At 63.6% G+C, this 11,460-nt stretch carries 10 protein-coding genes; 4 read left to right on the top strand and 6 right to left on the bottom strand.

Going from position 1 to position 11,460, the window contains the following annotated elements; genetic code table 11:
* Nucleotides 1–4: 4 nt before the first annotated feature.
* Nucleotides 5–460: a response regulator gene (locus V6M87_RS11560; protein WP_332876776.1), complete on the top strand. Its 456-nt coding sequence runs from the start codon at nucleotides 5–7 to the stop codon at nucleotides 458–460.
* On the opposite strand, the gene V6M87_RS11555 is transcribed toward V6M87_RS11560, so the two are convergent.
* The gene (locus V6M87_RS11555) at nucleotides 447–866 is read right to left on the bottom strand and encodes a VOC family protein (protein WP_332876775.1); all 420 of its coding nucleotides are present in this window, start codon (nucleotides 864–866) and stop codon (nucleotides 447–449) included. The genes V6M87_RS11560 and V6M87_RS11555 overlap by 14 nt on opposite strands.
* Before the next feature lie 92 nt (nucleotides 867–958).
* On the bottom strand, nucleotides 959–2,623 hold the full coding sequence (locus tag V6M87_RS11550) for a response regulator (RefSeq protein WP_332876774.1): 1,665 nt from the start codon (nucleotides 2,621–2,623) through the stop codon (nucleotides 959–961).
* A 172-nt stretch (nucleotides 2,624–2,795) separates the two neighbouring features.
* On the opposite strand from V6M87_RS11550, the gene V6M87_RS11545 reads away from it, so the two are divergent.
* Nucleotides 2,796–3,494, top strand: a complete 699-nt coding sequence (locus tag V6M87_RS11545) for a fumarylacetoacetate hydrolase family protein (protein WP_332876773.1) — start codon at nucleotides 2,796–2,798, stop codon at nucleotides 3,492–3,494.
* Here the strand turns inward: V6M87_RS11545 and V6M87_RS11540 are convergent.
* Nucleotides 3,491–4,999, bottom strand: a complete 1,509-nt coding sequence (locus V6M87_RS11540; RefSeq protein WP_332876772.1) for a tetratricopeptide repeat protein — start codon at nucleotides 4,997–4,999, stop codon at nucleotides 3,491–3,493. The two genes, V6M87_RS11545 and V6M87_RS11540, sit on opposite strands and share 4 nt — an antisense overlap.
* A 266-nt stretch (nucleotides 5,000–5,265) precedes the next feature.
* Between V6M87_RS11540 and V6M87_RS11535 the strand changes: the two genes are divergently transcribed.
* Nucleotides 5,266–7,356: a methyl-accepting chemotaxis protein gene (locus tag V6M87_RS11535; protein ID WP_332876771.1), complete on the top strand. Its 2,091-nt coding sequence runs from the start codon at nucleotides 5,266–5,268 to the stop codon at nucleotides 7,354–7,356.
* On the top strand, nucleotides 7,356–8,750 hold the full coding sequence (locus tag V6M87_RS11530) for a chemotaxis protein CheW (protein WP_332876770.1): 1,395 nt from the start codon (nucleotides 7,356–7,358) through the stop codon (nucleotides 8,748–8,750). Before V6M87_RS11535 ends, V6M87_RS11530 begins: the two co-directional genes overlap by 1 nt.
* Before the next feature lie 9 nt (nucleotides 8,751–8,759).
* On the opposite strand, the gene V6M87_RS11525 is transcribed toward V6M87_RS11530, so the two are convergent.
* The 3 genes from V6M87_RS11525 to V6M87_RS11515 form a co-directional block, all read right to left on the bottom strand.
* Nucleotides 8,760–10,001, bottom strand: coding sequence for an MFS transporter (locus V6M87_RS11525; protein ID WP_442920579.1), 1,242 nt, complete (start codon nucleotides 9,999–10,001; stop codon nucleotides 8,760–8,762).
* A 271-nt stretch (nucleotides 10,002–10,272) separates the two neighbouring features.
* Complete coding sequence (locus tag V6M87_RS11520; protein ID WP_332876939.1) at nucleotides 10,273–10,539, bottom strand: transposase; 267 nt, start codon at nucleotides 10,537–10,539, stop codon at nucleotides 10,273–10,275.
* A complete protein-coding gene (locus V6M87_RS11515) occupies nucleotides 10,496–11,428 on the bottom strand; it encodes an RNA-guided endonuclease InsQ/TnpB family protein (RefSeq protein WP_332876769.1) in 933 nt (310 codons plus the stop codon). The genes V6M87_RS11520 and V6M87_RS11515 overlap by 44 nt, the downstream gene beginning before the upstream one ends.
* Between the last annotated feature and the right edge of the window lie 32 nt (nucleotides 11,429–11,460).

The raw sequence follows: 11,460 nt of genomic DNA, 5'->3' as shown, positions 1-11,460 counted from the left end.
CTCGATGCTTAAACCAATTTTGCTGGTCGAAGACAATCCGCACGACCTGGAACTGACCCTGATCGCGCTGTCGAAAAGCCAGCTTGCGAATCAGGTGGTGATTTGCCGCGACGGCGCCGAAGCGCTCGATTACCTGCTGGCGCAGGGCGAATACGCCGGCCGCTCGGCCGGCAACCCGGCCGTCGTGCTGCTCGACCTGAAGCTGCCGAAAGTCGACGGCCTGGAAGTGCTGAAAACCGTGCGCGCAACGCCGACGCTACGCTCGATGCCGGTGGTGATGCTCACGTCCTCGAAGGAAGAACAGGACCTGGTGCGCAGCTACGAGCTGGGCGTGAATGCCTACGTGGTGAAACCGGTCGACTTTACGGAGTTCGTGCGGGCGATTGCCGATCTGGGGATTTTCTGGGCGGTGCTCAATGAACCGCCGCCTGGGTCGCTGCGCTACATCAAGCCGCATTGACGGCAGTGGGCCAATCAGGCTTCGCATGGCACACCACGCAAATTTTGTTGCCCTCCGTATCCCTGAAATACGCGCCGTAGTAATCCGCATGGTATTCCGGACGCAAGCCAGGCGCGCCATCGCACGTGCCGCCATGTTCCAGCGCCAGCCCATATGCCCTGTCGACGCCGTCGCGATCGAACGCCAGAAAAGCCGCCATCTGCCCGTTCCCGGGCGCGTGTGCACGGCCATCCTGCGGCGCGCCAATTAAAAATAACGGCCGCGGCTCATGCTGCGCTTGCCAGCCGGCCCACGGCCTCGACCGATCGCAAAAACGCAGCGCATTACCGAGGCTTTCCATCAGCGCCATATAAAAGGGCAACGCTCGCTCGAAGTCGCTGACACCGACAAATATATGTGAAAACACCTTCGCCCCACTGGCAGAAAATAGAAGCCGATTCTAACCCGGCCCCCGCCGCGCCGCCTCAATTGTCGCAATATCGATGCGCCGTGCGCACCCTAGCTGCCCGGAAAATGCGTGGCACTTTCCTGCAGTCCGGGCAAGGGCAGATACGGCGCCCGGTGGCGCAGCAAATGGCGGATGCGCGCGCCCAGTTGCTCGATGCTGTAGGGTTTTTGCAGCAAATTCAGGGTGGCGTCGACCTTGCCGGCATGCGCCAGCACGCCTTCGGCATAGCCCGAGGTGAACAGGATCTGCGCGGACGGCAGCTTCTCGCGCACGAAACTTTCCAGGTCGCGGCTGCTCACCGGCCCCGGCATGATCACATCGCTAAACACCAGGTCGATGCGCCCATCCCCTGCCAGCGTGGTGCGGATCACCTCGACCGCGGCGGCGCCATCGGCCGCTTCCAGCACCCGGTAGCCGAGCGCCGTCAAAATACCGCTGCTGGCGCTGCGCACTGCTTCTTCGTCTTCCACCACCAGGATTGTTTCCAGTCCGCCCACCACGTGCGCATCGACGCCGGGCGCCATGGCGCTGGCCGGCGCCGCGTTGCGTGGCAAATAGATACGCACGCTGGTGCCCGCCCCCAGCGTGCTGCGCAGGACAATCTCCCCACCCGACTGCTTGACGAAACCGTAGGCCATCGACAGGCCCAGGCCGGTGCCCTGCCCGATCGGCTTGGTGGTGAAAAACGGTTCGAAGGCGCGTTCGATCACGTCGCGCGTCATGCCGGCGCCGGTATCCCTGACTTCTATGAGCACGTGTTCGCCTTGCGGCACTTCAGCGGGACGCTCGGCATCGCGCCCATTGTTGCGCGCCGAAATGGTCAGGGTACCGCTGCCCTGCATCGCGTCGCGCGCGTTGATGGCCAGGTTCAGCAACACATTGTTCAACTGGCTCGGGTCGACCAGCGTGTTCCACAGGCCCGGCTCGACGTCGGCGACGACATGGGCGTTCGGGCCCAGCACGCGCCGCATCATGTCGTTCATCTCCAGCAGCAATTGGCCCGGGTTGATGACCACCGCCTGCAGCGGCTGGCGCCGGGCAAAGGCCAGCAGGTGGGCCGACAATTTGGCGCCCCGCTCCACTCCGGCCAGGGCAGTATCGACCCGGGCACGCGCCGCATCGTTCAGCCCGCCCAGCAGTTTTAAAAGTTGTAAATTGCCGCCGATAATTTGCAGCACATTATTAAAATCGTGGGCCACGCCGCCGGTCAGCTGGCCGATCGCTTCCATTTTTTGCGCCTGGTGCAGGGCCGACTGGCTGCGCGCCAGCTCGTCCTGGCTCACGCGCAGCCGGGCGAAGGCCTGGTCGCGCTCGCGCCGCGCATGGCAGGCTGCAGTGTGATAGCGCACCCGCGCCACCAGCTCGCGCGTGTCGGGCCATTTCACCAGGTAATCGTTGACCCCGGCGTCGAACGCCAGCGCCTTGATCTCCGGGCTGTCTTCGGACGACAGCAAAATGATGGGAATGTGTTCCGTGGCCGGATGGGCGCGCAGGCGCCGCGTGACGTCGAAACCGTCGGCGCCCGGCATGCGCAAATCGACCAGCACCAGGCTGGCATCGATGGCGCGCGCGCTGGCGACCGCCTGTTCGGCATCAGGCTGGTAATGGAGGATGACCTCCTTGCAGCTATCCAGACTGGTGGAGACGATGTCCTGGGCAAAGGACTCGTCATCGATCAGGAGAACCGAGCAAACGGCGGCGTTTTCGACAGTCATGGTGGCAGCTTGCTACCGGCGCTGCGTGAGGACCCGCCTCTTCCACCCTGCCAATAGTCTTGCTATAAAGTAAGCACTCATTTTACACAGTTCTAAAATCTCTTGCCGTAGCCCAGCCTATCGTGCGCTGGGCTAAAATCTGCGGTGACCTTTATTTTTCCATTGGAGTTCCATGACCGATTATGTGATTACCCAGCCTGCCGTTCCCTCTGTCGCCGTGGCCGGGACGCTGGCGCGCTTCCCGATCCGCCGCGTGTTTTGCGTCGGCCGCAACTACGCCGCCCACGCTCGCGAAATGGGAAGTGACCCGGACCGTGAACCGCCGTTTTTTTTCTCCAAGCCAGCTGACGCGGTGATTGCCGCCAGCGGCACCGTGCCCTACCCCACCGCCACGTCCGATCTGCACCACGAAATCGAACTGGTGGTGGCGCTGGGCAAGGGTGGCACCAACATCGACCTGGCCGATGCCATGGACACGGTGTGGGGCTATGGTGTCGGCCTCGACCTGACCCGGCGCGATTTGCAGGCCGCCGCCAAGGAGATCGGGCGCCCGTGGGACATGGCCAAGGGCTTCGACGCCTCGGCGCCCTGCACCCCCTTGATTCCCGCGAGCACCCTCGGCCATCCGGAAGGCAACACCATCTGGCTCGATGTGAACGGCGTGCGCAAGCAGGAAGGTTTACTCAGCGACATGATCTGGTCGATTCCGGAAGTGATCGCCGCCCTGTCGCGCCTGGTAACCCTGGCGCCGGGCGACCTGATATATACCGGCACGCCCTCCGGCGTCGGCGCGCTGAACCCGGGCGACGTGGTGTCTGGCGGGGTTGACGGCGTCGCCGAATTCACGCTGACGTTCGGGCCAAAACCTTAAATCTTCTGCAACAAAAAGATGGTGCCGTGTACCGCTGCATCGCGGTCGCGGCGCAGGATGGCCGGGAGCGCGGCGTGCAGGCGCAGGCCTGCATCGCGTACCACATCCTCCACGTAGCCGGGCGCATGCGCGTAGCGGCTCGACGCCTGCAACACAAAGCCGGCGCCGGCGTGGGTCTCGACCGAACAGGCGAACCAGCCCTGCGAACGCAGGGCGACACCGACCTGGCCCAGCAACGGCGCCAGGTCGCCCACATACACCAGCACATCGGCGGCCACCACCAGGTCGAATGCCGCGCGGTGCTCGGACAACCACGCGCCCATCTCGGCGCAGGCCAGCACCTCATACGCGTTGCGCGCGCGCGCTTTCTCCAGCATCAAGGGCGACAGGTCGACACCGGTGAGCGAGCGCGAGCGCGCGCGCAGCACGGGGACGCACAAGCCTGTGCCGCAACCGAGGTCGAGCGTATCGAGCGCCGCCGGCAAATCGAGCGCGTCCAGCGCAGCACCGATCAGTTCGGGCGTGCGGTAGCCGAGCGTGTCGACCAGGTGCGTATCGAAGCGTTCGGCGTAGGCATCGAACAAGGCCGTGACGTAAGCGGCCGGCGCCGTGGCTGGCGCGGTGCCGGGCGCGAGCGACGCGATGGCAAACGCCAGCGCATCGGCGTCACCACCCAGCGCCAGTGCCTGCTGCCAGGCCGCCAGGGCCGGCGCGTGCTGCCCCAGTGCGCGCAGCACATTGCCGAGGAACTGGAACGCATCGGCAAACCCCGGGCGCTGGGCGATCGCCGCGCGGTAACTGGCGACCGAGTCCTCCAACCGTCCGGCCTTTTGCAGCGCGATGCCGCGCCAGCACCAGGCTTGCGCATGCTTGCCATCGAGGTCCAGCGCCTTGCCGAATTGCGCGGCGGCGTCGTCGAAGCGCTGCAAGCCATGCAAGGCATTGCCGCTGGCGCACAGTGCATCGACGTAGCGCGGCCGCAAGGCCAGTGCCTGGCTGGCTGCATCGAGCGCCGCCGCGTCGCGGTGCAGCGCGTGCAGGGCGATGGCGAGGTTGCAGAGCGCTTCCGGATAGTCCGGCCGCAACGCCAGCGCATGCTGGTAACTGGCACAGGCCTCCTCCAGCCGCTGCAACTGGCGCAGGCTGTTGCCGCGGTTGCTCCACGCCAGCGCGTACGCCGGCGTCAGGGCCAGAGCCGCATCGTAACTGGCGAGCGCCTTGCCTGGTTCACCGATATCTTGCCAGGCTGCGCCCAGGTTGCAGTACATGGTGGCCTGGCGCGGATCGATGGCAATCGCTTGCGCGATCAATTCGATGGCCTCCTCCGGGCGACCCTGTTGCCTTGCTACAACACCAAGCAAATGCAACGTGTTCGCGTGGCGCGGCGCTGTGGCGAGTATCGCCAGGTAGGCCGTGCGCGCCTTTTCCAGCTCGCCGCGCTGGTGAAGTGCCAGTGCCGGCTGCAGCGCGGTGTCGGGGTCATGACCCGGGTTTGTTGCGTTCATACAATAATCTCGGTCAGGTAATGTTTGCCGTATGGAAATAAAAGATCTAATCTTTCCAGCGTATCGAAGCGGAGATGTGCACTGCCTGTATTTATGCATTAAAATATTTCTCGTGCATAAGACATATTTCCGCATAGATAAATATTTATCTTTTGCAAACTTCCGGCACCATAAGGCAGGCGATTATCCGCCCTGCTGCCGGCCCAACAAGACTCTCCGTGCCCTGCTGACATAAAGCGCCACGGCTTACCAGTGGCGACGCTCACATGAAATCCGACAGCACCTACTACTCCGAAAACGCCGTCACCAACGCGCGCGACCAGAACGCCATCATGGAAGCGATCCACCGCATCCAGGCCATCATCGAGTTCGGCACCGACGGCACCATTTTGCATGCCAACGCGCTGTTCCTCGACACCATGGGCGTCACCCTGCGCGACATCGTCGGCAAGCACCACAGCATGTTCTGCCAGCCGGGCTACCCCGAAAGCGAGGCTTATCGGGCCTTCTGGCAGCGCCTGGGCGAGGGCCAGATTGCTTCGGGCGACTTCGAGCGCGTCGGCGCGAATGGCAAAACGGTCTGGTTGCACGCCTCGTACAACCCAGTGTACGGGGAGGACGGTGCGGTCCACAAGATCGTCAAGTTCGCCAGCGACATCACTGCCGCCAAGACGCGCGCGGCCGACGCCCAGGGCAAGATCGACGCCATTGACCGCCTGCAGGCGGTCATCGAATTCGACCTCGAAGGGCGCGTACTGCATGCCAACGACAATTTCCTGCAAACCTTCGGCTACGCGCTGGACGACATCGTCGGCCAGCATCATCGCATTTTCTGCGAGGCGCAGTACGTACGCACCAGCGAGTACGCCGATTTCTGGAAGCACCTGGTCGGCGGCCAATCACACTCGGGCGACTTCAAGCGCGTGGACAAGGACGGCGTCCCGGTCTGGATCAGCGCCACGTACAACCCGGTCTTCGACGCCAGCGGCAAGCTGCTTAAAGTGGTGAAATTCGCCAGCGACATCACCGCCGCCACCCTGACCCGCGTCGATTCGCAAGGCAAGATCAACGCGATCGAGCGCGTGCAAGCCGTCATCGAATTCGATTTGACCGGGCGCGTGCTGCGCGCCAATGATAATTTCCTGCTCACGTTCGGGTACCGCGCCGACGAAGTGGTCGGCCAGCATCACCGCCTGTTCTGCGACGCCGACTACGCCCGCTCGCCGGAATACCTGGCCTTCTGGGAACGCCTGTCGCGCGGCGAATTCAACGCCGGCGAATACCGCCGCTTAAACAAGCAAGGTGACGATGTCTGGATCCAGGCCTCCTACAACCCCATCCTCGACATCGATGGCAAGCCCTTGAAAGTGGTGAAGTTCGCCACCGATGTCACCCCGATCAAGCTGCTCAGCTCGGAAACCGCCGGCAAACTCGATGCCATCTCGCGCTCGCAGGCAGTGATCGAATTCGACATGGCCGGGAATATCCTCACGGCCAACAACAATTTTCTCCGCACCATCGGCTACACCGCCGACGAAGTCAAGGGCCGCCACCACAGCATGTTTTGCGACGAAGCGCTGGTGCAGTCCCCGGTCTACCGCCACTTCTGGGCCGACCTGGGCGAAGGCCAGTTCAAGAGCGCGCGCTTCCGGCGCGTGGGCAAGCATGGCGCCGAGGTCTGGCTGCAAGCGACCTACAACCCGATCATGAACATCGATGGCAAGCCGTTCAAGGTGGTCAAATTCGCCATGGATATCAGCACCCAAGTGCAGCGCGAGCAACTGGTGAAGAACAAGGTGGCCGGCATCACCGGCGTGCTCGATGAACTGGCCAAGTCGATCGACACGATCGCGCGCAATGCGCAGAGCTCGCGCGACATCGCCTTCGAGACCCAGATCCAGGCCAAGGACGGCAACGGCCTGCTGGACAAATCACGCGATGCGATCGGCCATCTTCAGCGGTCGTCGCAGGACGTGCACGAAATCATCGACACCATCAGCGACATCGCCAGCCAGACCAATTTGCTGGCCTTCAACGCCGCGATCGAAGCGGCGCGCGCCGGCGAACATGGGGTGGGCTTTTCGGTCGTGGCCGAAGAAGTGCGCAAGCTGGCCGAAAAATCGGGCAAGGCCGCACGCGACATCGGTAAGCTCATCAACGAGAACAACCGCCGCGTCGATGAGGGCGGCATGCTCTCCGACCAGGTCAAGCAGGCCTTCGACCGCATCGAGCGCGCGGTGGCGAATACCACCGTGTCGATCTCGGAAATCCACGACGCCACGATCGAACAGTCGAACGCCAGCCGGAATGTCGCCACGCTGCTGGCTGAACTGCAAAGCTCGGCGCAAGCGAGTTAATGGACGCCGCAGCCAGCCCAGGCGCCGGGACGCGCGGTTTCGCGCAGGTCGAACTGGCCGGCATGGCGATCGGCATTCCCGCCGAATACGTGGTGCGCGTGGTGCCGCGCCCGGCCGCGCTGACCGTGTTGCCGCGCAGCCATGACGCCATCGAAGGCGTGTTCCGCGACCGTGACCAGCTCATCACCGTGGTCGATTTGTGCAAGTGGATGGCCAAGCCGCCGGCGCAGGGCGGCGTGTCCGCGCACGTGATGCTGCTGTGCGTCGACGGGCGCACGATTGGCCTGGCGGTCGACGCCGTGCACGGTCTGGTGCGCCTGGCCGCAGAACAGATCGACCGCATCCATCACCATGCGCAGGACGACGGCTTTTTCCACAGCGTCGGCACAGGCGCCGATGACGCGCTGATCACGCTGCTCGATCCGGCCATCCTGATTGCCCAGGTGGGCGCCTGGGGCGCCGGCGCCCACCTGGACCAAACAAGCGTCGCGGGCGCGACCGAATTGGCGCCCGACAGCGCGATCCAGGCACTGGTGCGCATCGGCAGCACGGTGTTCGGCTTCCCCGCGACCATGGTGGGCGAGATCGTCCGGCACCTGCAGCTGCAGCCGCTGGCACTCGGTGGTGGCGAGATCACTGGCACCACCGAATGGCGCGCTCGCCTGACGCTGGTCGTCAACCCGGCCCGCACTGTGCTGGCGGTGGACGGCGGCAATACCCTGACGGTGGTGCTGGCGCATGACGGCCTGACGCTGGCGTTCCCGGTCGATGAAGTACTGGCAGTACGCACCTTCAAGGCCGCACAGGTGCAGGATGCCGCTACAGCCGGCCTGGACAGCGACATTTACCTCGGCTACGCGACCGAAGAATCCGGGCGTCGCATCCTGCTTGTCGATGGCCCGGCCCTGCTGGCGCGCTACGCCCTGCCGGCGCTGGACGACGCCGGCGCGCGCGCCAAAGCAGCAGAGCAGACCCGCACGCCGTTGCCGGCGCACGTGGTCTACGACGTCGGCCAGCTGTGCGCAGCGCCCATGCATGCGCTGCGCGAAATCGTGCCCCTGCCGGGCGACTACCAGGCCAGCGCCGAGCGTGCCGGCGGCATCGATGGCCAGTGCTCGTGGCGCGGACGCATGCTGCCAGTGATCGATTTGCGCACGCCGGACGCGCGCGCCAGCCTCGACAGTGCGCGCCTGATGGTGGTGCACCACGGCGAACGCGAAGTGGGTTTGCTGGTCAGGGACGTGGTGGCGTTGCTGCCGGCCAATACCGGCGAGCGCCTGCGCTTCAGCATGCCGGGCGGCCAGGCGATGCATATGATCACGGTCGGCGCGGCCACCGAAAGGAAGAGTTACCAAGTGCTGGATGTGGAGACGCTGCCGTATCTGGCAGCGTAGCGCCTCGCGCTAGCCCGCGCTATTTTTTTGATCGCGCTCCATGTCCGGCAACAGGACCGTCAGGATGCCCAGCAGCGGCAAGTAAGAACACAACTGGTAGACATGGGTGATCCCGGACACGTCCGCGATATGCCCCATCGCGGCCGCGCCAATGCCGCTGATGCCGAACATCAGGCCGAAGAACACCCCCGCGATCATGCCGACATTGTTCGGCACCAGTTCCTGGGCGAACACCACGATGGCGGAAAACGCCGAGGAAATCACGAAGCCGATGATGACGCTCAGCACCGCGCTCCAGAACAGGTTGGCGTACGGCAGCGCCAGCGTAAAGGGTGCGGCGCCCAGGATCGAGATCCAGATGACGCGCTTCCTGCCGATTCGGTCGCCGATCGGTCCGCCCAAAAACGTGCCGGCCGCAACCGCCGCGAGGAACAGGAACAGATAGATCTGCGCGCTGGCCACCGGCAGCGAAAATTTCTCGATCAAATAAAACGTGTAGTAGCTCGACAGGCTCGACATATAGATGTACTTCGAGAACACCAGCAGCGCCAGCACCACCAGGGCCCCGACGATCTGCCGCTGCGACAGGTTCGGGCCGACCGCGCCGCCGGCCTTGCGCCTGAACGTGGCCAGGTGGTGCGCGTACCAGTGCGAAACGCGGTACAGCACGCCGATGGCGAGAATCGCAAACAGCGCGAACCAGGCGATATTGCCCTGCCCCCGTCCCACGACGATGCCCGCGGCCAGTAGCGGCCCCAGCGCGCTGCCGCTGTTGCCGCCCACCTGAAACAGCGACTGCGCAAAGCCAAAGCGTCCGCCGGACGCCATGCGCGCCACGCGCGACGCTTCCGGGTGGAAGGCGGATGAACCGATGCCGATCAACGCCGCGGCCATCAGCAGCGTCGGGAAGGTGTTCACAATCGACAGCATCAGCACGCCGGCGAGTGTAAAACACATGCCAACCGGCAGCAGGTACGGGATCGGACGGCGGTCGGTGTAGAGGCCGATCCAGGGCTGCAACAGGGAGGCGGTGGCCTGGAACGTCAGCGTGATCAGGCCGATCTGGGTAAAGCTCAGGTGAAACTGGGCCTTGAGCATCGGGTAGATCGACGGCAGCATAGCCTGGATCAGGTCGTTGAGCAGGTGGGCGAAGGCGACCGCGCCGAGGATGCGCATGACGGTGCCAGGGACGGCAGCAACAGGGGTGGCGGCGAGCGCCGGCGCGAGGGGACGCGGTACAACAGTCGACATGATGGGTAGTAGCATGGAAGCCGGGTCAGCAGGACCTCCAGTGTAGCGTGATGCAGTGACGTTCAGTGTAGCGTGATGCAGTGACGTTCAGTGTAGCGTGATGCAGTGACGTTCAGCGCCGTTCGTCCAAACTTACGCAAACCTAGCCGAAGCTAAGTTTTCTTGCCGTTGGATTCCTGCTTCGCTGGGGCCGGTTTCGCCTTGCGTTTGCACGCCTGGGCGTAGCAGGGGTTTCTCGCCATATGCGGCGAGCCTGCGCAGCGACTTGCGCTTACAAGCGCAAGGCTATTCCAGAGCTATCCCCTCCACAGGCCGCAGCGGTAGAACTTACCGCCAGATTTCTCAAATTGATCGCCGCGTTGACGTCGCGGTCATGCATCGCATGGCACACCGGGCAGCTCCACTGCCTGACTCCCAGATCAAGCCTCTCGAGCTTGTCCCCACAGTTTGAACATGGCTTGCTGCTTGGATACCAGCGATCGGCGACGACGACTTCACCACCGCGCCGTGCTGCTTTGTAGGTGAGTTGGCGTAGCAGGGGTTTCGAGCCGCATGCGGCGAGCCTGCGCAGCGACTTGCGCTTGCAAGCGCAAGGCTCTCCCGGCGCTTCTGACCAGGTCCTCGATGACGATGGAATGAAAACGGCGCGTCAGCTCTGTCGTCAGCTTGTGCAGGCAGTCGCTACGCAGCTGGGCGATGCGCGCATGTAGTCGCGCCAGCTTCTGCCTGGCCTTGGCCCGGTTGCGTGAGCCTTTTACCATCCTCGACAGACCGCGTCCGAGGCGGCGCAGCTTCTTCAATAGCGTTGTCAAAGCCTTCGGCCCGACAAATTTCTCACCGGTCGACAGCGTGGCCAGCGCCGTAATGCCCAGGTCTACCCCAACCGCACCTTGGTTTTCGGCTTGCGGCAAGGACGTTTCGTCAGGCGTATCGACAGTAATGCTGGCGTACCAGTGGCCGGCATGACGCGCGACCATCGCCGAGACGACGTGGCCGGTATATCGCAACGACTCGCGCATGCGAACCCAGCCCAGTTTAGGAATGCGGATGCGTTTGCCTTCAATGTTGAACTGGTCGTTGGTGAGCGTAAAACGATCGTCACGGCCTTTCTGGCGGAAAGTCGGGTAGCGGCTGCGCCCCGCAAAGAAGTTCTGGAAAGCGTCGCCCAATTGCATGATGGCCATTTGCGGCGCGTTCTTGGTTACCTCCAGCATCCACGGAAAACTGCTACGCTTGATGGCATTGAGCTGGCGACGCAGTGCAGCCTCGTTCGGTTTTGGCAGCGCAGGGTTTGTTTGGCAAACGTCGTACTGCGGTTTCCACTCATTGAGCGCCCAGTTATAGGCGAAGCGAGCAACACCGGCGGCTTTGGATAATGACGTTGCCTGAACATTGTTCGGATTTAGCCGGATGCGGTGGGCTAACATTGTGCCTCCTTGAAGGCGCAGCGGGCAAAGTG

The organism is Massilia sp. S19_KUP03_FR1, from assembly GCF_036688685.1.
In the GTDB taxonomy this organism is placed as follows: Bacteria; Pseudomonadota; Gammaproteobacteria; order Burkholderiales; family Burkholderiaceae_D; genus JALYUM01.
Note: the sequence above shows the minus strand (reverse complement) of the source record. Positions and strands in the feature narration are given on the sequence as shown.